This window comes from Paenibacillus sp. CMM36 (assembly GCF_053570945.1).
Map to the genome: position 1 here is coordinate 173,927 of NZ_JBSEDY010000002.1, position 21,392 is coordinate 195,318.

Here is a 21,392-nt window from a genome sequence, read left to right on the forward strand (position 1 = left end):
TATCTTCTATACTCGTCTGTTAAAGGATTTCTCGAGACGATCCAGCTTGCCGGCCAGACTGCCGTCGTACAATGTATCGCCGATAACCACTTTTAATCCGCCCAGCAGACTCGGGTCCACTATATTTTCCACACGGATTGTTTTATGTTCACGGGCTCCGAATTCCTCGGCTACCGCTGTTTTTTCCTGATCACTTAAAGCATAAGTCGAATACACCTTTGCATGAGCAAGTCCCAGCTTGTATTCCTGAATATCGAGGTATCCGGCAAGGAGAGATTCGAACAAATCTGCTCTACTACGCTGAATCAACAGTTTGATCGTGTTAATTAGCGAGGCAGACAACTTGCCTTCAAAACTGTTAGCCAGAACTTGAAGCTTGACCGCTTCCGTAATGTTAGGAGAATTAATGAATTTACGGATTTCAGCATCCCCCGATACAGCCTCTACAAAAGCACGTAGCTCCTGCTCGGTTTCCATAATGGTCTGTTCCTGCTCTGCCACTTCAAACAAAGCTTTCGCATACCGTTTGGCTACTACCGTATCCCGGCTCATGCTTTGCCTCCTACCTCTTTAAGGTATTGGTCGACAAGCTCTCCCTGGACTTGGTCTTCCTTGATTTCCTTTTGAATCAGTTTGGAAGCAATTTGTACCGAAGCTTTACCCACTTCGCTGCGCAGTTCGGCAACCGCCTTATTACGCTCGCTTGTGATTTCACGAACAGCTTCGTCTTTCAGGCGGACAGCTTCGTCCTTGGCCTGAACAATAATTTGCTCCGCTTGTTTGTTACCTGTTTGTTTTGACTGCTCAATAATGTCGTACGCTTCCTTACGTGCCTGCTGGAGAGCCTGCTTTTGCTCCTCAACATAAGCAGCAGCCTGTTCACGCGTCTGTGCCGCTTCATTCATTTGCTGTAATACAAGCTGACGCCGCTTCTCCATAACGGAAAAGAGAGGTCCGAATGCATAACGCGTTAGTAACCAGTACAAGATCAAAAATGCAATAATTGTGAAAACGATACTTGTCCAATTTAAACTCAATTGAAGTCACTCCTTTCCGGTGAACGTCAGTCCTAGTTATCCCTTAAGCCAAGCAACAAAGAAGGCGCGGATGGCTGTGGCCTTCCCCGCCAAACCTTGCAAGTTTCAAATTATTATGCCTTAGCGTAGAAAATAAACGCCAGAACGACCCCGATAATAGGCAAGGCTTCAACCAGACCTACACCGATAAACATTACCGTTTGCAAAGTTGATTTAGCCTCAGGCTGACGAGCGATACCTTCAACTGTTTTACTTACAATCAGACCGTTACCAATACCTGCGCCGAGCGCACCCAAACCTACTGCGATAGCTGCTGCTATTAATGCCCAAGCTCCCATTTAAAAAATCCTCCTTAGAGATGTGTATTTGTGTTGTACATGTATTTGCAGTTAAGAGCGAAGCGTACTCCTGAACTTAACTAAAAACCCGAAACTAATTTTAACTAATGCTCTTCTTCATGCGTGTCAATTGCCTGCGAAATATATACGAACGTCAAAATGGTAAAGACGAACGCCTGAATACTGCCGACAAAAATACTGAATCCTTGCCAGACCACGAGTCCCAATACGGAAGCAACCATACCTCCCACACCAAGTGCTGTCATTTTCAGCAGAACACTGATCAAAACTTCGCCGGCAAAAATATTACCGAATAGACGCATACCATGTGTCAACAGTTTTGAGAACTGCTCAATCAAGTTAATTGGCAAAAAGAATGGAAATGGCTGAATGTAATGCTTGAAGTAAGCTTTGGTATTACGGAAAATCCCCAGGAAATGAACCAGGACAAAGATCATCAAAGCCAGTCCAATGGATACCCCTGCATCTGCGGTAGGTGATTTCCACCAGCTGATACCTACATGGGCAGCTTCGCCCGGGTGAGACGCCTGTGCTTGTTCTAATGCTTCTTTGACTGGAATGATTTCATGTCCAAATACTTGGGCACTTTGCGCATTATCGAACTCGGTCACAATCCCGAACGGTAAGCCCAGCATATTTCCGACGAAGATGAACATGATCAGCGTCATCCCCAAGGAGAGGAATGGCTTCCCTTTTTTCAAATCCATCGTGCTGGTAATCAGTCCTTGAACGAATTCGACGACCCATTCCATAAAATTTTGCAGCTTGCTTGGATTGTCCACAGACAAATTGCGCGTTGCAGCAAATGCCAGTCCAAATACAATCGCGCAAGTCACAACCAGCATAATAATGACGGACAAGTCAATGTTAAATCCGCCCAATTCGATAATCGGTGATTCATGCAACATGTTTTCTCACCCCTTTCTCAGTTGAGCCATCATTTTTCCTGTAGCGCGAATATGATGCCTATAATTAAAAGAAGAAATTGTCCAGTCACCAGGCTTGCCATTACAGCGATCTCATGGAAATAGGCTGGAAATTCTAGCGCCAGCACTACTGCCAAAATAGAGGTCCCTACTCGAACGCCAAAGCCAATGCCCACCTTTTTCTTCTTGCCTTCACCGGCGGCTGCATTCGCAACCTGTCGAATTTTGTAGGCCATATACAGCACATTAAGACAGCTTACTCCCGTTCCCAGAATGATTCCGTGAGCAATGTCACGATGTTGGGGCATGAAGGCGGAGACCAGGAAACACAGAGCCATAATACCAAGCGCTACGATCCATAACATTTTTTGCATACGGGTCATCTCATTCATGGTTATCCCTCAATACCTTTCCGATCACAAGGGCAATACTTAATGCGCCTACAACCAAGCCTGCGAGAACGCTTACGCCAATCCAAATTCCGGAGCCATCAAGTTTAGCATCGAGCCACTTTCCGGCATAGAAACCACCCAATGTGCATATCGCCAAATCAATGCCGATCGCGCTCACCAATCCAATTGCCTTGAAGGCATTCCCGGTGTTATTTCGGTTGTTGTTTTGCTTGGAAGGTTTGACCACTTTTCCATGTCACCCCTGCAATTCCAGTCCATTTTACTTAAATATAAGATCTTTGTCAATTGAGATATTTTAGCGCCCTAAAGTATAAAATCAAACGACAAAGCATCTTAAATTGCTGTATCCCTTGGTAACCGTACAGTTTAACTGTATGCTTGCCTTGTAAAGAATAATTATATCGGACGAACACCTTTTGTGAACATTGTGTGAAATTCTTCAGGACGTTCGGATTGAACGCCATAATGGTGCAAAATCGCATTGACAATTCTTACTGATGCTTTTCCATCGCCGTAAGGATTCGCTGCCTGACTCATAGAATCGTACAACGCGGAATCTGTCAAAAGTGCCTTGGTCCGATTGTACACGTTCTCTTCGCTCGTACCCACCAGTTCCAAGGTGCCCGCTTCAATTCCCTCCGGTCTTTCAGTCGTATCACGCAGCACCAGAACAGGTACTCCGAACGAAGGCGCTTCTTCCTGAAGCCCACCGGAATCCGTAAGGATCAGATGTGTATGTGGGTAAAAATTGTGCAGATCCACGACATCCAGCGGATCAATCAGCTTAATACGCGGATGGTTGCCTAAAATCTCAAATGCAGGTTCCTTCACAGCCGGACTCGGATGAACCGGATAAACAATAGCGATATCCTCAAACTCATCTGCAATGCGCTTAACTGCATTAAAAATCTGACGATGCGGTTCCCCTTGGGATTCCCGACGATGTGCTGTCATAAGAATCAGGCGTTTGCCCTGAGCCCACTCCAGTACAGGGTGCTCGTAATCCTGGCGAACCGTATACTGAAATACGTCAGTTACTGTATTGCCTGTAACATATATTCGCGATTCAGGCTTGTTTTCCTTCCGCAAATTTCCAGCCGATAAAGAAGTAGGCGAGAAATGCAGATCAGACAGCACGCCTGTGAGCTGACGGTTCATTTCTTCAGGATATGGAGAAAGCTTGTTCCACGTTCGCAAACCCGCTTCCACATGCCCTACTTCAATCTGCTGCATAAAGGCTGCATAGCTGGCGAGGAAAGTCGTCAGTGTATCACCGTGAACCAACACGATATCGGGCTTGGCCTCACGCAATACAGGTTCCAGACCTTGAAGTACCCGCATGGAGATTTCATTCAGTGTCTGGCGATCCTTCATTACGTCCAGATCATAATCAGGGTGAATATTGAAAACTTCCAGAACCTGATCAAGCATCTGGCGATGTTGAGCTGTAACGCATACCACGGACTCGATATGCTCCGGGTGGCGCTGAAGCTCCAAAATAAGAGGAGCCATCTTAATCGCTTCCGGACGCACACCAAAAATTGTCATCACTTTGATTTTGGACATTTTCTGTTGAACCCCTTTTCATAATAAATGTCCGCTCCACAGGTCTTTCATTATTCAGAAAAACGACCTGTCATAACGTCCATAGATTTTGCCGAACCGCCAAAGGCAGTCTACTTGGTTCCGTACAAGCGGTCTCCAGCGTCACCAAGACCTGGAATGATGTATCCATGGTCATCCAGACGCTCGTCCAGTGCAGCGACATAGATATCCACATCAGGATGCGCATCCTGCACAGCTTTGACTCCTTCAGGAGCAGCAATCAGATTCATCATTTTAATTTGAGTGCAGCCTCTCTTTTTCAACACATCAATCGCCGCAATTGCCGAGCCACCCGTTGCAAGCATCGGATCAATCACGATCAATTCGCGCTCAGTTACATCTGTAGGCAGCTTCGTATAGTATTCTACGGGTTGCAGCGTCTCAGGATCGCGGAACAGTCCTACATGGCCTACCTTTGCTGCAGGCAGCAGCTTTACTACGCCATCCAGCATACCCAAGCCTGCACGCAGAATCGGAATAAGACCCAGCATACGTCCTGAAATCACTTTACCTTCTGTCTCAGCAACCGGTGTCTGCACCGTAATGCTTTCCAGCGGGATATCCCGTGTAATTTCATAAGCCATCAATGTTGCTACTTCATCCACCAGCTCGCGGAAATCCTTGGTGTTGGTCCGCACATCGCGGATAAATGTAAGTTTGTGTTGGATCAAAGGGTGATCGCAAACCACCAGTTTCGCCATAATATATTCCCTCCGGTATTATCGTCACGTTCTTTCGCGCCAGCATATCGAACTATCCTGAGTCGAAAGGATCTATGTAACCTATTTGCACAAACCAAATAAGCACAGATGCAATGCGTGCCTGTAAATCCTGTTTATTATAACATTCCCTTGATTGATTTAACACCTGCCACCGCAACCTTTTGTCAAGGGAAAGATATGACATGTAAAATACTTAATAGGACCGCTTTACGTGTGACTTTCGTCACATAAAACCACATCAAAAAGGCCCTGACGGCACTTGACCGTCAAAGCCTGCTGACTTTAAACTTCCTGTCCATGCTATAGCCTTTGCATCCTCATGCAGAGGTATTCTTTTTATCTATACTTCAAATTGTCCCACGCTCCCTGAAATTGCTGAAGCATTTCGTCCTTCGTGATAACTCCTGCAATATAAGCTTGTATACTACTGCTTAAATCCTGATTCAGTCCCTTAGGGAAGCGTTGGAAGTTCCAGCTCCATATCTTGCCTTCCCTCACATGCCGAGATATTTCTGCACCTAGATCACCTGTCGTCTCGTCACTGGACGTGATACTTTTGAAGGCGGGAACAAACTTAAACTCCTTGGTGATATAATGCTTGCCTGTTTCTGATGTGACCAACCAATTGAGAAATTCTTTTGCCTCCTGCTTTACAGGCGAATTTTTATTGACCACCCAGTTCGATGCCACTCCCACAGCGAGTCTACCTCCTGTGGAGGGATCATTGTCTATAGGCGCAGGCAGAATACCCAAATTCAAGTTAGGATTAATTCCATCTATTTGCGGTTGCGTCCAGTTCCCCTGGTGCATCATAGCAGCCTTACCTGTCGAAAACAGCGTCACTTGTGTATTGTAATCCGTCGTGAGCGGATTGCGGTTCCCATATTTTATAGTCAGGTCAAGCAACTTCACCCACTGATCGAACACCGGGTTACCGGGGATGCGAGCCGTTCCTTTGTTTAAATCCTCAACATAACTTTCCGGGTTCGGCTGTCTGGCAAACGGAATATTGATAAAATGGTTCCCCAGAACCCACCATTCCGCATACCCGTTAGCAAAAGGTATAATCCCTGCCGCTTTCAGTCGCTTGGCTGCTTCCTCCAGTTCATCTATCGTCTGAGGTAGTTTGGTTATGCCCGCTTTTTTGAACAAATCCTTGTTATAAACAAAACCAAATCCTTCTAGGTTCATAGGCTGTCCATAAATCTTACCGTTAACCGTCATCGGCTTACGAGCGAAATCGTCCAGATCCTTCACCCATGGCTGATCCGACAAATCCTCCAAGTACTCCAACCACGTATCGCGGTCCTGGTAGCCCTCATTTGTAAAAATGTCCGGCTGATCGCCTGATGCGAATTTAGCCTTCAACGAAGCACCGTAGTCCGTACCACCACCGACAGATTGGATATCCAGCTTGATGCCAGGGTGCGTTTTTTCATATTCTGCCTTCAGCTTATTTAGTGGTTCCGAAATCTCTACTTTGAATTGATAAATGTGTATCGTTTTCGTCTCACTCTGTTGAGCCTTCGTATTTCCACAACCTGCAAGTGTACATGCGAGCAGCACCATCAAGGAGATGACAAGTAACGCTGTTTTTTTCATCGATTATCCCTCCCATCAGCCTTTGACCGCGCCGGCTGCAATGCCAGAAACGATGTATTTTTGCATCACCAGAAAAAACACAACAATTGGCGTGATTCCCAACACCAGTGCTGGCAGCGCCAAGTCCCATTGCTTGGTGTACTGACCAAACAACATATAGGTTGCAATCGGAATGGTACGCAGCTCAGGATCATTCAAAATGAGCGAAGGCAACAGATAGTCATTCCAGATCCATAAGGTATTCAAGATAAGCACGGTTACGAACATAGGCAGCAGCAGTGGACAAACGATGCGAAAGAACACCCCGTACCGGGATGAACCGTCCACCCTTGCCGCCTGCTCGATCTCAATAGGTACCGTTTTAATAAAGCCATGAAAAAGAAAAACGGATAAAGGCGCTCCAAAACCCAGATAACATAAGATCAGTCCCGGTATACTGTTGTTCAAGCTCAATACGTTGGACACTTCCATAAGCGGCAACATAATCGATTGAAAGGGAACTACCATCGCAGCCACAAGCAAACCGAACAGGAACCGGTTAAAACGAGTGTCATGCCGAACCATCTGGTAAGCGGCCATCGAGCTGATGAGCAGCAAAAGCGCATTACTGACGATCGTGACAATCAGTGAATTCCCCAGTGCTGTGGGAAAGTTTATTTTATTCCAGGCGTTAGCATAGTTTTCAAAACGGAAGGTTGTCGGCCACGAAGCGGAATGGGCCAAAATGTCACCAAAGGATTTAACGGAGTTTACGAGCAAAAAATAGAATGGAACCAGAAAAATTAACCCGATCACAATAAGCAATATTTCAGCAACCCATGTGCCCAAACGGTAGTTTGACGTTTTTTCCATTACATTTCGACCTCCTTTTTCTTCGTGAGACGCACCTGAATGCTGGTAATGATCGCAACGACCACGAAGAAAATCATAGCCTTGGCAGTTCCCAATCCAAGTCGATTATTTGTAAACGCTTCATTATATATGTCCAACGCTACAGACTCTGTCGACTTGAAAGGTCCCCCCTTTGTGAGAGCCAAATTCAATTCAAATACTTTAAAGGACCAGGATATCGCTAGGAACAAGCAGACGGTCACCGCTGGCATAATAAGTGGCACTACAATATGACGCAAAATCTGTCTTCGGCCCGCGCCGTCAATTTGAGCCGATTCAATCAGAGCAGACGGTACATTATTTAACGAAGATATGTAAATAACCATGAGATAACCTGCATATTGCCATACAAACACAATGACAGTTCCCCAAAAAGCAGTTGGCCCATCACCCAGCCACGGCAGTTTAAAAAAGGAAAGCCCTGTTGCCTCCCCTACCGCAGAAAAGCCGCGTACAAATATAAATTGCCAGATGAAGCCGAGCAGCAAGCCGCCAATCATATTGGGCATAAAAAATACAGTTCGCAGTGCATTACGGGTACGCAACGGTTTGGTAAGTGCATAGGCTAGGAAAAAGCCAATCAGGTTCGTCAGAATGACACCACATACGGTAAACCGAACCGTAAACCAGAACGCATTACGGAAATCTGGATCGTCCCTAAAAATATGAACGTAATTCCCTAGCCCGAGCCATCGGATATTTTCAGATACTCCATCCCAGTTCGTCATGGAATAATACAGCCCCAGCAGGAACGGAATGACCATAATCAAGACGAAAAACAACGCCATCGGTCCCACAAATACGAGCTGCTGCAATAATTGCGCGGATTTTCTTTGACTCAATGTAATCACTCCTTTGTCGTAGATATAAAGGAAAGCGCGCACAAACCTTTACTGTAATCGCTTATTACCCAAAAATGTAAGTTTCGAGTCGTTTGGAAGCAAAAAAAGGCTGTTCTCCTCCGGCTTACGGAAGGAAAACAGCCTATAACATAAAGATTATGAATGTCGATGAATTAGTATTGAGTTCCTGAATAAATCGGGAACTTATCTGTTAACTCGCCAACCGCTTGGCTTGCTTTGGACAATACAGTATCATCTTTCGGGTTTTTAAGGGTTTCAGCAATGATTTTACCGATTTTGACCATAGCCTCTTCATCCATCCCACGAGATGTTGCAGCAGGTGTACCAATACGAATCCCGCTTGTTACGAATGGACTGGTCGGATCAAAAGGAATCGCATTTTTATTGACCGTGATGCCCACGGAATCCAATACATGCTCCGCTTCTTTACCTGTGATATTCAAATTGCGCGTATCCAACAGCATCAGATGGTTATCCGTACCACCGGATACAATGTTAATCCCCTCAGCCAACAGTGTTTCAGCCAGCACCTGTGCGTTGCGGACTACATTTTGCGCATAGGTTTTGAACGATGGCTGGAGCGCTTCACCCAAAGCAACCGCTTTGGACGCGATCACATGCATCAGTGGCCCCCCTTGAGTACCAGGGAAAATAGCTTTATCAATCGCTTGCGCCCATGCTTTGCGAGTCAGAATCAGACCCCCACGCGGACCACGCAGCGTTTTGTGTGTCGTTGTTGTTACAAATTGGGCATGCGGAACTGGACTTGGGTGAATTCCCGCTGCCACAAGACCTGCGATATGTGCCATATCCACCATGAACAAAGCACCTACATCATTGGCAATGGAAGCAAAAGCTTCAAAATCAATAGTACGCGGATATGCACTCGCGCCAGCTACAATCAGACGAGGGCGGTGCTTGAAGGCTGCCTTGCGCACTTCATCGTAGTCGATGCGGAAGTTGTCTTCGCGCACACCATAGGCAGCAAAGTTATACAACAAGCCGGAAGCGTTAACCGGACTTCCGTGTGTTAAATGGCCACCATGCGCCAGATTCATACCCAGTACAGTATCTCCAGGTTTGAGAGCTGCCAGATACACCGCCATGTTGGCTTGTGCTCCAGAGTGAGGCTGCACGTTAGCATGCTCAGCGCCGAACAGTTCTTTTGCTCGGTCACGTGCGATGTCTTCAACGATATCTACATGCTCACAGCCACCATAGTAGCGTTTGTTTGGGTAACCTTCAGCATATTTATTCGTCAGCACGGAGCCCATGGCTTCCATTACTGCTTCACTGACAATGTTCTCGGATGCGATTAGCTCGATATTGTGGCGTTGTCGTTTCAGTTCAAGTCCCATTGCTTCCATCACTGCTGGGTCACTTTTACGCAGGTGTTCCATCATGATTGATTACTCCCTCTCCATAGTCAATTGTTGGGTATACAAGCTAACGCCTGCTCCTCTGTTGGGTACCTCATCCTCATTGCAAAAACGATTAGTACAAACATGCCGCCATGCCAAATGCTAATCGCAGTTTCCGCCGACTTCTTGCTCCAGACTGTACACCGCCCGTTGTCCGCCAATAAGTGGAGGACGGGTGAACGCCGCTGTCACACGTGCTTCGCCAATCCAGCGAAGGCTTGGGCGAAACGGAACAGCAATCGGTCGTAGATGCATGCCAATCAGCGTTTCGCCGATGTCTATCCCGGCATGAGCCTGCACGTTCGCCGCCAAACACGCGTCGCTCATAGAACGATAGGCGACGGTAGCCATAGAGCCTCCTGCTGTACGAACAGGAACAGCCGCAACCTCCATCAGTCCCAGTCGCTCCAGTACAGCCCGTTCAACGACCAACGCTCGGTTCAAATGCTCACAGCATTGAAACGCTACATCAAAGCCATACTGCCTGCGAACGGACTCTACTCCAGATAACAGTTGTTGAGCCACATCGAGCGCTCCCGCCGTGCCAATTCGACTTCCAGCCACTTCACTTGTGCTAACGCCGATAACCAACAGGCGACCAGCCCTGAGACTGGCTGCTTCTGCGATTTCCCGCACAACAGAAGTGGTCTGTGCTTCTAGCGAAATCTCATGATCCAATTGTCCCACCATTGGAACCTCCTTTGGTTGAACAGCCTCTCAGAGACTAGGCACGGTCTCATGCCCCAAGTTCAACACACTCTCTCCTGATCACAATCTCACTATATTATAGCCGATGTTTCAGATTTCGAGCAGAAAAAATGGAAGAACCTTTGAAGGAATCAACCCTCAGCTAAACATCTGGCATAACTTGTATATGAAAAAAGAGCAGTCCACACCTATGTGGAATTGCTCTTTTGCCCAGGCGACCGGCCGTATATCCGATGCTCCATCGTGGTTAATCCCACTTTTGTCGCCAGTTACATCGGATTCTCATTTTTCCACCTTATCTTAACGGATTAACCGTCGAAAATCAACAGATTCCGTACAAAATAGATGAGTAAGAGCGACTTTATTCGGAAGAGGCCTTTAGCTTGTCCAGCAGCTTATGCAGCGCCGTGCGGATTTCCGCAGCTGTGACATCGTAGTCTTCTCGTGAACCGCCAAACGGATCTGAAATATCAAAGCCCGGAATCCGTTGGTGTAATTCAATCATTCGTTCACGCTCCTGCGCCGATAGCTCTTGTCCAAGTGAAGCCATCAACTGCTGTGAAGCATATAAACCGTCCAACTCCTGTACATCATTCAACACCGCATCCCGGTTCTCCACATATTCCTTAAGCGTAAATACTTTGCCCGCCGTTTGGGGAAAGCGCTGAATTACGTGCTGTTTATGTCCTTGCGTCAAGGTTAAGATCAGATGTGCCCACCCGGCAAGCCCGTCGCTCAAAGGGGTTGAAGTGATCTGATCGGATATATCGTGATCACGTAGAACCGCCTCTGCATGTCGGGATATCGGCGTGCCTTCCATCGCTGCCACTCCCGCAGAACGCACTTCCAGTTCTAGTCCATGCTCAGCAGCCAACTTACGCAGCATCCCTTCAGCCATTGGACTACGACAGGTATTCCCAGTGCATACAAATAAGATATTCTTCAACGTTTTCACCCCCCGTATGTTAAAAAATATATAAACAGAGGATTACTATAATCCTAATCCCTTACTTTAACCCTGCACTTATTTTACACTGTCTGAGCTAAAATCAAAACATAAACATAAAGCCGAATGCCAGCAAAATGGCACCGCCCACTGCTTCCCCGTAATCTCCTAGATTGCGGCTGACCTTGCGACCCAGCAGCAGGCCCAACATCGCCATTGCTCCCCCGCAAAAACCAAATGCCAGAACAGACAGCACCAGATCACTCTGGAACATCCCCAGTGACACTCCTACAGAAAATGAATCCACGCTCACCCCAAGTGCAAACAGCAAAAGACCTAAAGGCGAACGATGATCCAATACCTGTACGCCGTCCCCTTTGAAGGAATTATACACCATATGCCCGCCTAAAAGGATGAGTAGCCCCCCTGCGAAGTAGGTCGTCACATGACCTAATAAAGAACTCATATAATGGCCCGTGAAAATTCCCAGCAATGGCATCAGAATGTGAAAAAAGCCAATAACAGTGCTGATGCGCAGCACGTCTCGCAGGCGTATCCCCTTCATGCCGATCCCTACGCCCAGCGATAACGCATCCATTCCTAGCGCTACCGCCATGATCAGAATCGTTACAACCTGCCCGGCATGGGCAGAGGCTGCCAGCATACTCCATCCCTCCATTATCCGTCTGTTCTTGTACACGTTATGCGGACAAGGGGCAAATCAGTACAAGCATGCACTGAAAGTACCCCATACCGAGAAGAGGAGGGAGGAAAATTTAATATAAGAGGTTGTTCAAAAAGTCGTCTTTCCATAACGAAGCTATTCAAGAAGCGGATTCGACGTCGAATCTTGAATTCAGCCGGGCCTTCCGTTGCTCACGTAGATCTATCTACGCTCCGCTACTCAGTCCCTAGCTTCATCCAGCCTTCTCGGTCCTGAAAAGCCGACTTTTTGAACACGCACTATAAGAGGCTCTGATTCGACAGAAGCTACAGGCGGACGATTCGGTGACCTGCCGCTTTAAGCAGGCGGTTCATAACGGCGTCGCCCAATCCTTTCGGCGGACAGGATTCCGCCAAAATGTAGGTGACGCCGTCCTCGTCGCAGCGACGCAGCACGCCGTACAGGCGTTGCGCTGCCTCATGGAGCGCGTCCAGCTTGCCCAGCGTGTAGACGCGTTCTCCGGCGTAGCCGGCGGTATGCTCGTCGAACGCGAGCACTGCCGTGCGCTCTCCGCGCGCGGAAGCCTCCGCCAGCGCAGCGCGAATCCACCCCGTCACCTCAACGGACGACGGGCCTTGTACCACGCTCAAGCGGCCTCGCGGCGCGTAGTGTGTGTACTTCATGCCCGGCGAGCGCGGCGCCGGGCTGTCGGCATCCTCCCCGGGCGTAGCGGCCAGCGCCGGGTCCAGCACGACGGCGCGAGCAACTGCAGCGAGCTGCTCAGCCGTCACGCCGCCGGGGCGCAGGATGGTGACCGTTCCGTCGTCACCCGCCTGCACCACCGTGGACTCCAGCCCCACACCTGTGGGACCTCCGTCTAAAATGCCGCCGATGCGGCCCTCCAGATCCTCCCGCACATGCTGTGCAAGGGTGGGACTGGGTCTTCCCGAACGATTGGCGCTTGGCGCAGCCAACGGACAACCCGCTTCAGCGATCAAGCGCAGCGCTATCGGATGATCTGGCATACGCACACCAACCGTGTCCAGCCCGGCCGTTACACGCGATGACAGTGCCTGCGGCACCACTGGCAATACGAGAGTCAGCGGTCCCGGCCAGAACATATTCATCAACGTCCGGGCTGTATCGTTTATTTTTGCTACCATACCCTCTAATTGATCAGCATCAGAAATATGTACTATGAGCGGGTTATCGGAGGGGCGTCCTTTGGCAGCGAATACCGCCTCCACCGCTTTTGTACTACGAGCATCGGCTCCCAGTCCGTACACGGTCTCCGTAGGAAAGGCTACCGTCTCTCCAGCTTGGAGGAGTACAGCAGCCTCGCGTATGCCTTTTTCCGCCGCGATCCGAGTCTGTTCAGCCGAAGTTTCGTCAGAAACACCCCCGTCAGTGTTGTTCACAGGAACCAAACATCTTACATCCCACCACTTCAATGCCTGCTTCAGCTCGCAATTCCCCTGTTCGTCCAGCTTTTGCTCCGATTTTTCCTTTTGCACAAAATCTCCGCGCAAGTCTTGCATTTGATTCGATTTATCACTCATATCAGATCATCCCATATCTTATTGTCGTATACAGGCCAGTGATTTCGCTTGATCCTATAAGGCTACTTTGAAAGATCAGTTTATTTGGCCCTGCCATGTGTATATCTATCGTAAGCTCCATTATAGCATATGGGGAAACTTACACTCCTCAACGTTTAGGCAAACAAGCCACTCACCCAGCTGCACAGTCCCGCAAGTGCATCCCACAGAAAAAAACGCACTTCCGGCTCCTTGTCAGTGGCATTCGTCCGACTATCTCCATGATCCGTTTTTGCTGATACCGTTTGTGCCGCTGCCTCCCCACTGCCTGCATCAATAAAGCACAGCGGAGGAAACAGCACGCACCACCAATTTTGACCTTTTCCTTGTCCCAGCGTAACCCGAAGCGCTTCATAATTCCCTGCCGGGTAGACAAGACCACCGTACATTTTCGTCGGGAAAGGTACGCTCGCCAGTTCCACTTGATGATCATAGGCAATGCCGCGACGAGCCAGTTCCGTACCTACCAAACGGTCAATTTCAGGTAAATGAGCATCAATCAATGATCTCGCTTGGTCTAAGCTTTGCGGGTTTTCCAGCTCACCCACCCAGGCATTCATCTGCTGCACAATAGCGTCCCGTATTTCGCGTTTAACCAGCTGATCCTCCGGGCGATCCGAATTGGCCAAAATACGCAGTCGAATGGAGTCGTGTGGAATCACTTCCAGCCCTGTTGTAGTCACTCCTGATGCTAAGGTTCCTCTTGTTCCAGTGGTCATAGCAGCATCCGTTTTTTGACCTTCCCAAGACATCATTAATATCGAAATACAAAATAATATCATTGCAGCTTGCTTTACCCAACTTCTCATCTTCGTCCCCCCAAACCCAAACTCTATCATGTCTATCAGTTTGTCCGGTTTGGGAGAGTCTAAACCTATAAGTCTTGTAAAATATTCATAACCACTTTACAGATTTTCTTCAATACACCCTCGAATCATGCTACACCAAGCTTCTGACCCTCGCCGAGGAATATAAAAAAGCCCAGATTTCACAATCTGGACTCTCGCGTTGCACCGTTTCAACTCACACACAAATACCAATCAGTATCTAGCCACAATCCACCTGTACTAGGCTTTTTTCGCCTTCGTCAAGTTCAATCTGGAAGGCTGTGGCAGATCATCCTCCAGCTCTTGGCCGTGCACCTTAATGCTCATAACCAAGCCGATACTAGCCATGTTAATAAGCAACGAGGTACCACCATAACTTATGAACGGGAGTGTAATCCCTGTAAGCGGCATAATGCCCAGAAACGCACCAATATTCTCAAAAATCTGATACAGCAACATGGACACAATCCCGACAATAATATACGGTCCGGCACGATCCCGGCATTCCAGCGAAATCAGGATCATTCGGTGAATCAAAATAAAATATAACAATAGTAGCACTGAAGAGCCTACAAAGCCAAATTCCTCCGCTACGACCACAAAAATAGAATCCGCATACGTATAAGGAACACGCCCGGACTGTACCGAGGTTCCTTGCAAAAAGCCCTTGCCCATCATTCCGCCAGAGGCTATTGCCAGCTTGGCATTTTTGGTATGATAAGACGCCTTCGCGGTTGCCTCTTCCGGTACCAACCAAGGGTCCAACCGTTCTACCCAGTGACTACGGCCAATCCCCTTCATAAAGGAATCAATCTCATCGTGAAACGAAATATAAGCTTTGATTCCGCCGCCAACGGCGACTGCAAATACGATGAATCCGATTAACGCATGGGATGCCTTCACATTACCAATCCATAGCATACCAATGACGATGACAATGTAACCAAGCGCATTACCCAAGTCATTTTGTGCCATAACCATGGCAAACGGGACAAAGCTCACCAGAGCCACTGGAAGAACATCCTGAATGAAATACAGCCTGCTCTTGCGCTTTTTGATCAGCATATAAGTCAGAAAAATGATAAGAACCAGCTTGAATACCTCGGCAGGCTGAAGATTCAAGCCACCAATTTTCAGAAAGCCCTGAGAGTTGTTAACCGTCCCACCAAAAAATCCGAGACCCAACAGGAATATTCCGCCTCCATATACGTACAGGGCTTTTTTAATGAATATCCGAAAATCGACCATCGCTAAACCCAAGATCGCCACAAAACCCAATATATAATACCCGATCATCTTTTGATAGTCGTTGCCGTGCTCTGCCAAGTTCGTAGGGCCCCTACCTGCGCTGTATACCGTTATGATACTAATCGCCATGAGCAAAACCAGAATAAAGATAACCGGACCGTCAATTTTTTTCAATTTCTGAAGCATGATTTCCCCCTGAGCCGTTTCTCGGTCATACTCCTCTTATTCTAAAGGAAAGACTCGCAAAAAGAAAATGCACCACTACTCCGAGACGCCTAGGACATGTCGTTCAATCCCTGCAAGGTCAGGAACGATTATAATGTTCTTCCAATGACCTGCCTGTTCCAGCAGGCCAGCCACGTCTCTGGCCTGTCCCATCCCCAGCTCAAACCCGATTAGCCGGGGCGGAGCCTGAAGGAGTCCGAGCTGCTCCAGCATTGCCCGATACGGGCCGAGCCCGTCAGGACCACCATCTAACGCCATCCGTGGCTCGTGGTCGCGGACCTCCGGCTGTAGGCCAGCGATGTCAGCAGCCGGGATGTACGGCGGGTTGGACACGAGAATGTCCACCGTCGTTCCCGCAAATGGCGCCAGCAGATCGCCCTCGCGGAATTCTACGGCTGCGCCGTTCGCAGCAGCGTTATAAGCCGCTACTTTTAACGCGGCAGCCGAAATATCCCCTGCCGCTACGCGCCAGCTCGGTCGCTCAGCCGCCAGCGTCACGGCAATCGCACCGCTGCCCGCGCCGATGTCGAGCGCCTGAGGAGCACCGCTTGGCCACAGCCGATCGCCGTGCTGGAGTATCGCCTCGACGAGCAGTTCTGTCTCGGGGCGCGGAATCAGCACCGACGGCGAAACCGCGAACGGGCGGCCATAAAATTCCTGCCGTCCGATAATATACTGCGCCGGTTCACCCGCAGCTTTGCGGGCTATGATCCGTTCCCACGCCTCCTTGGCGGTGGAAGGGAACGGATCACCCAGAGCGGCGTAAAACGCCGTACCTTCCAATCCGAGCACATGCTCCAGCAACAAACGGGCATTATGCTGGGGCTCCAGAACGCCACAGCTTCCTAAAAAAGAAGAAGCCTCAACCAAGGCTTCTCTGACACTCATGTTTCGTTCCGGTGACATCCGATACACACAATCGCGCTCGTTCCCCAAAACTTAAACCTCTTGTTCCATCAAATCAGCCTGCTCTGCAATCGTGAGCGCCGATACGATTTCTTCGATCTCCCCGTTCATCACCTGGTCCAGCTTATGCATAGTTAGTCCAATACGATGATCCGTTACACGGCTTTGCGGGAAGTTGTAGGTACGGATACGCTCACTGCGGTCCCCGGTACCTACTTTGCTCTTACGCTCGCCTGCATATTTGGCTTCCTCTTCCTGACGCAACATATCCGAAATACGGGCACGCAAAACTTGCAGCGCCTTCTCCTTATTGGAGTTCTGGGATTTTCCGTCCTGACAGGTTGCCATAATACCTGTTGGCATATGCGTTACACGCACCGCCGACTTGGTCGTATTAACGGATTGTCCGCCCGCACCGCTGGAACAGAACGTATCCACGCGAATATCCTTGTCGGAAATTTCAATATCCACTTCTTCTGCCTCAGGCATAACGGATACTGTAGATGTCGATGTATGAATACGTCCACCTGATTCCGTCGTCGGAATCCGCTGGACGCGGTGTGCGCCGCTTTCGAATTTCATTTTGCTGTATGCACCGCGGCCGTTAATCATGAAAATAACCTCTTTAAAGCCCCCGAGATCATTCATGTTCGCGTCCATCAGCTCTACACGCCAGCCTTGGGTATCGGCATAACGGGTATACATCCGGTACAAATCAGCTGCGAATAGTGCCGCTTCGTCACCACCCGCTGCCCCACGAATCTCAATAATAACGTTCTTATCATCATTCGGGTCCTTCGGCAGCAGCAAAATACGGATTTTTTCATCCAGCTCCCGCTTACGAACACTCAGTTCTTCAATCTCCATTTTGACCATTTCACGCATCTCGTCGTCCAGCTTTTCACCCTGCATGGTTTTTGCAGCTTCCAGCTCTTCAACGACATTTTTATATTCGGTATATGCTTCATAAGCAGGCTGTAAATCAGACTGTTCTTTGGAATAATCTCTAAGTTTTTTGCTATCGTTCGCTACATCCGGATCGCAGAGCAGTTCGCTCAGTTTATCGTAGCGGTCCGCCAATGATTGCAATCGGTCCAACAAGCGATTCACCTCTTCAGTTAAATTAATATGAAGCCAGCTTCAATTTCACTGGCTACAGCTCTTTATTATACCAACTAATTCATGAATTAGCTACAAGAAATACTGACTAATTTAGGATTTTGCAAAAATCCACACGACATGTAATTCAATAAAAAAAGTCGCCGCCTAATATAGGCAGCGACCGCATTATCTAGCACATTTTAGAACACACATACTTGAGACATCGTCTTTTATATATCCGAATCGAGTATTGTACTCTAGAAATTTTATATTAAACATTAAAACGGAAATGCATAACGTCTCCGTCCTGCACTACATATTCCTTACCTTCCAGACGAAGCTGACCCCGTTCCTTGGCCCCGTTCATCGAACCAGCAGCGACCAAATCGTTGTAGGATACAACCTCGGCACGAATAAATCCGCGTTCAAAATCCGTATGAATTACGCCCGCAGCACCCGGTGCCTTCGTTCCTTTGTGAATCGTCCAAGCGCGTACTTCCTGCACACCTGCTGTGAAATACGTATACAGGCCCAACAAGCGATATGCTGCTTTAATCAAACGGTTCAATCCGGATTCAGCCAATCCCAGCTCCTCGAGGAACATCGCCTTGTCTTCGCCTTCCAGCTCAGCAATTTCAGATTCTACCTTGGCGCTAATCGGCACCACTTCTGCATTTTCAGCCACGGCAAAATCGCGTACCTTTTGCACATATGGATTGCTGTCGGCTTCCGTTACGCCATCTTCGCTAACATTAGCGGCATAGAGTACAGGCTTCATCGTCAGCAAATGAAGATCGCGTACAATCAGCCGTTCTTCATCCGACAATTCTAAGCTACGCGCAGGTTTATCAGCATATAGCGTTTCTTTGATCCGCTCCAACACTTCAACTTCTTGGGTGTACTGCTTGTTGCCACCCTTCATGTTTTTGCGGGAACGTTCAATACGCTTGTCTACGCTTTCGATATCCGCCAGAATCAGTTCCAAATTAATGGTCTGAATGTCGCTGATCGGGTCAATTTTGCCGTCTACATGGGTAATGTTCTCATCTTCAAAGCAACGTACCACATGTACAATCGCATCCACTTCACGAATATGAGCCAGAAACTTGTTACCCAGACCCTCGCCCTTGCTCGCACCGCGCACAAGTCCTGCAATATCAACAAATTCAAAAGCCGTTGGCACCGTTTTGTTCGGCACAACCAGTTCGGTCAACTTATCCAACCGCTCGTCCGGTACTTCAACGACGCCTACATTGGGGTCAATCGTACAAAATGGATAGTTTGCGGATTCCGCACCCGCCTGCGTTATTGCGTTAAAAAGTGTTGATTTGCCCACGTTCGGCAAGCCCACAATCCCCGCTTTTAAAGCCATAATCAGAACAACTCCCGTTTATATAAAATATGCGTTATGCCATCCGTTAGTTTACCAACCCACATTATATATGAGAACCTATACACGCGGCAAGCATACGGTTATGGAATTCAGGATTTTACTATATCCCTATTTAGATTTCTTTGCTCATCTGGATATCTGTAATCCGATAGCCCGACTTACGATATACATGCAAAGCTCGCTCATTATGCCCAAATACATGCAACCCGATGCGGACAGCTCCCAGCCTGCGAGCCTCCTGTTCCAAAGCCTCCATCGCCATCGTACCTAGACCCCTCCCCTGGTATGAATCGTATACAAGGATATCCAGTAGAAAAGCTTCTTCTCCTTGCACGCCGTCCGTAATATTGAACCAGATGTAGCCAGCTTCCTCCTGACTCTGCCCCCCGTCATCGGAAAACATCAACATATACAGGTGAGCATGAGGTGTGTCTAGTCTCTGTGGCAGGTATTGAGCAAAACTTTCTGCCGCTCGCTCTGGTGCTTCTTCAACCGTCCATGTACCTGCTTGGATTTTCTCATCCGCATAGTCGGCAAGCGAGCGTTGTTCAAATCGATCATATTGCTCCGCATTCATCGGAACCAATGTAATAAGTCCGCTCATCCATTTACCTTCTTTCTTAGTCGAGTCGTATCTTTGAGCCCTTCTATTCCATCTACCCCAATACCAAACATGACCGTGCGGAGTTCCAGTTCGACCTGCTCCAAACGTGCCTCCAGCGCTTCACTAGAGGCAACCGCAGAACCGAGCAAAGAACGCCCGAAGCCTGCCATGTCAGCTCCCAAAGCAAGCACCTTCGCTGCATTGACACCGTCTCTCAGTCCACCGCTGCCGATCAGAGCACCATGTGGCTGAGCGGCTCTGACTTCCACGATACAATCAGCGGTCGAATTGCCCCAGTCCGCAAACGCCTCCGCCGCCGCACGACGCACAGGATCAGGGTTACGAAATTTCTCCACTTGGCTCCAGCTTGTCCCGCCTGCACCAGCGACATCAATAAAGGCTGCACCCGCATCATACAGTCTTGATGCCGTCTCGCCATCTATGCCCCAACCTACTTCCTTCACTCCTACAGGCACTGAAAGCTGACGACACAACTCCTCGATACGATTAAGCAGGCCGCTAAAATCCAAATTCCCTTCGGGTTGGAAAATCTCCTGCAATCCGTTCAAATGCAGCACCAACATATCTGCTCCAGCAATGTCTACTGCACGGCGACAATCGTCCACGCCAAATCCGTAGTTCAGCTGCACCGCACCCAGATTGGCAAGGATCGGGATACTGGGTGCCAGACGGCGGACTGCAAAGGTTGGAGCCAATTCTTCCCTTTCCACCGCAGCCCGTACCGAGCCGATGCCCAATGCCCAGCCGCGTCTCTCCGCTGTCTCTGCTAATCGCTCATTAATCGCTCCTGTCTCGGCGCTGCCGCCTGTCATGGAGCTAATAAGCAACGGTGTTCGTACAGCCTGTCCTAAAAAAGTAGTATCCAGGCGAACCTCGTCAAAATGCAACTCCGGCAGAGCGCAGTGCTTAAAGACATACCGCTCCAGCCCGCTGGTGATACCTTGTCCGGCCACATCTTCTTGCAAACAAAGGCGGACGTGCTCAATCTTCCGTTCGCCTGTCCGCGCGGCAGGCAACAAAGAGCCGGATCTGTTAAAGCCGTCAGGTGCTCCTTTTTTATTCTCTGTACTACTCATCTATGTTCCACCTCATCCAAAGTCACTCTGTTTATTGTATCAAGTTCAAGAAGCACAAATAAGACCGTTCCCGAACACGGTAACCGATCTATTTATCGTCTCTTATACAAATATCGTATGCCCTTAAAGTGGCTATTTTAAGATACTCTCATTGTATCATGGATGGGAAAATATATACACGAACGTGAACATTTTTTCTCCCCCATAGATCATGTTCAAAATACGCAATAAACCAG

23 protein-coding genes and 1 riboswitch are annotated in these 21,392 nt (G+C 48.5%); all 23 genes read right to left on the reverse strand.

Features of this window, described 5'->3' with window-relative positions:
- Positions 1–6 precede the first annotated feature (6 nt).
- The 23 genes from ACWA2B_RS04750 to fni all read right to left on the reverse strand — a co-directional run bounded on the left by ACWA2B_RS04750 (position 7) and on the right by fni (position 21,156).
- Entirely contained in the window at positions 7–552 is a 546-nt protein-coding gene (locus ACWA2B_RS04750) for a F0F1 ATP synthase subunit delta (protein ID WP_029518507.1), read from the reverse strand.
- Positions 549–1,037 carry a F0F1 ATP synthase subunit B gene (gene atpF, locus ACWA2B_RS04755; protein WP_023990709.1) on the reverse strand — a complete coding sequence of 163 codons (489 nt, stop codon included), beginning with the start codon at positions 1,035–1,037 and terminating at the stop codon, positions 549–551. Before atpF ends, ACWA2B_RS04750 begins: the two co-directional genes overlap by 4 nt.
- A 113-nt stretch (positions 1,038–1,150) precedes the next feature.
- On the reverse strand, positions 1,151–1,375 hold the full coding sequence (gene atpE, locus ACWA2B_RS04760; RefSeq protein ID WP_025683777.1) for a F0F1 ATP synthase subunit C: 225 nt from the start codon (positions 1,373–1,375) through the stop codon (positions 1,151–1,153).
- A 104-nt stretch (positions 1,376–1,479) separates the two neighbouring features.
- Positions 1,480–2,304, reverse strand: coding sequence for a F0F1 ATP synthase subunit A (gene atpB, locus ACWA2B_RS04765; protein ID WP_069010011.1), 825 nt, complete (start codon positions 2,302–2,304; stop codon positions 1,480–1,482).
- A 29-nt stretch (positions 2,305–2,333) separates the two neighbouring features.
- Positions 2,334–2,714 (reverse strand): ATP synthase subunit I, encoded by a 381-nt coding sequence (locus ACWA2B_RS04770; RefSeq protein WP_069010012.1) that lies wholly within the window; start codon positions 2,712–2,714, stop codon positions 2,334–2,336.
- On the reverse strand, positions 2,707–2,961 hold the full coding sequence (locus ACWA2B_RS04775) for an AtpZ/AtpI family protein (RefSeq protein WP_069010013.1): 255 nt from the start codon (positions 2,959–2,961) through the stop codon (positions 2,707–2,709). Before ACWA2B_RS04775 ends, ACWA2B_RS04770 begins: the two co-directional genes overlap by 8 nt.
- A gap of 170 nt (positions 2,962–3,131) precedes the next feature.
- Positions 3,132–4,301: a non-hydrolyzing UDP-N-acetylglucosamine 2-epimerase gene (gene wecB, locus ACWA2B_RS04780; protein ID WP_318627939.1), complete on the reverse strand. Its 1,170-nt coding sequence runs from the start codon at positions 4,299–4,301 to the stop codon at positions 3,132–3,134.
- 110 nt (positions 4,302–4,411) lie between these two features.
- Positions 4,412–5,041, reverse strand: a complete 630-nt coding sequence (upp, locus tag ACWA2B_RS04785; RefSeq protein ID WP_013312332.1) for a uracil phosphoribosyltransferase — start codon at positions 5,039–5,041, stop codon at positions 4,412–4,414.
- A gap of 357 nt (positions 5,042–5,398) precedes the next feature.
- Positions 5,399–6,664: an ABC transporter substrate-binding protein gene (locus ACWA2B_RS04790; RefSeq protein WP_449291755.1), complete on the reverse strand. Its 1,266-nt coding sequence runs from the start codon at positions 6,662–6,664 to the stop codon at positions 5,399–5,401.
- A gap of 15 nt (positions 6,665–6,679) precedes the next feature.
- Positions 6,680–7,516 (reverse strand): carbohydrate ABC transporter permease, encoded by an 837-nt coding sequence (locus tag ACWA2B_RS04795; RefSeq protein WP_069010016.1) that lies wholly within the window; start codon positions 7,514–7,516, stop codon positions 6,680–6,682.
- Positions 7,516–8,397: a carbohydrate ABC transporter permease gene (locus tag ACWA2B_RS04800; protein ID WP_029518514.1), complete on the reverse strand. Its 882-nt coding sequence runs from the start codon at positions 8,395–8,397 to the stop codon at positions 7,516–7,518. The genes ACWA2B_RS04795 and ACWA2B_RS04800 overlap by 1 nt, the downstream gene beginning before the upstream one ends.
- Positions 8,398–8,570: 173 nt before the next feature.
- The gene (locus ACWA2B_RS04805; RefSeq protein ID WP_165146166.1) at positions 8,571–9,821 is read right to left on the reverse strand and encodes a serine hydroxymethyltransferase; all 1,251 of its coding nucleotides are present in this window, start codon (positions 9,819–9,821) and stop codon (positions 8,571–8,573) included.
- A 120-nt stretch (positions 9,822–9,941) separates the two neighbouring features.
- On the reverse strand, positions 9,942–10,529 hold the full coding sequence (locus tag ACWA2B_RS04810) for a TIGR01440 family protein (protein ID WP_029518515.1): 588 nt from the start codon (positions 10,527–10,529) through the stop codon (positions 9,942–9,944).
- Between the two features lie 219 nt (positions 10,530–10,748).
- A riboswitch (ZMP/ZTP riboswitch) is annotated at positions 10,749–10,830 on the reverse strand.
- Between the two features lie 78 nt (positions 10,831–10,908).
- Entirely contained in the window at positions 10,909–11,493 is a 585-nt protein-coding gene (locus ACWA2B_RS04815) for a low molecular weight protein arginine phosphatase (protein ID WP_029518516.1), read from the reverse strand.
- Between the two features lie 103 nt (positions 11,494–11,596).
- Complete coding sequence (locus ACWA2B_RS04820; protein WP_029518517.1) at positions 11,597–12,157, reverse strand: manganese efflux pump MntP; 561 nt, start codon at positions 12,155–12,157, stop codon at positions 11,597–11,599.
- Positions 12,158–12,483: 326 nt separating this feature from the next.
- Entirely contained in the window at positions 12,484–13,716 is a 1,233-nt protein-coding gene (locus tag ACWA2B_RS04825; RefSeq protein WP_449291756.1) for an L-threonylcarbamoyladenylate synthase, read from the reverse strand.
- A gap of 155 nt (positions 13,717–13,871) precedes the next feature.
- On the reverse strand, positions 13,872–14,564 hold the full coding sequence (gene spoIIR / locus ACWA2B_RS04830; RefSeq protein ID WP_340933454.1) for a stage II sporulation protein R: 693 nt from the start codon (positions 14,562–14,564) through the stop codon (positions 13,872–13,874).
- Between the two features lie 258 nt (positions 14,565–14,822).
- Entirely contained in the window at positions 14,823–16,016 is a 1,194-nt protein-coding gene (locus ACWA2B_RS04835) for an FtsW/RodA/SpoVE family cell cycle protein (RefSeq protein WP_029518520.1), read from the reverse strand.
- Positions 16,017–16,091: 75 nt separating this feature from the next.
- Positions 16,092–16,991, reverse strand: coding sequence for a peptide chain release factor N(5)-glutamine methyltransferase (gene prmC / locus ACWA2B_RS04840; RefSeq protein ID WP_029518521.1), 900 nt, complete (start codon positions 16,989–16,991; stop codon positions 16,092–16,094).
- 3 nt (positions 16,992–16,994) lie between these two features.
- Positions 16,995–18,062: a peptide chain release factor 1 gene (gene prfA, locus ACWA2B_RS04845; protein ID WP_013312344.1), complete on the reverse strand. Its 1,068-nt coding sequence runs from the start codon at positions 18,060–18,062 to the stop codon at positions 16,995–16,997.
- Positions 18,063–18,333: 271 nt separating this feature from the next.
- On the reverse strand, positions 18,334–19,434 hold the full coding sequence (gene ychF, locus ACWA2B_RS04850; RefSeq protein ID WP_013312345.1) for a redox-regulated ATPase YchF: 1,101 nt from the start codon (positions 19,432–19,434) through the stop codon (positions 18,334–18,336).
- Between the two features lie 133 nt (positions 19,435–19,567).
- The gene (locus tag ACWA2B_RS04855) at positions 19,568–20,059 is read right to left on the reverse strand and encodes a GNAT family N-acetyltransferase (protein ID WP_029518522.1); all 492 of its coding nucleotides are present in this window, start codon (positions 20,057–20,059) and stop codon (positions 19,568–19,570) included.
- Complete coding sequence (fni, locus tag ACWA2B_RS04860) at positions 20,056–21,156, reverse strand: type 2 isopentenyl-diphosphate Delta-isomerase (RefSeq protein ID WP_029518523.1); 1,101 nt, start codon at positions 21,154–21,156, stop codon at positions 20,056–20,058. Before fni ends, ACWA2B_RS04855 begins: the two co-directional genes overlap by 4 nt.
- Between the last annotated feature and the right edge of the window lie 236 nt (positions 21,157–21,392).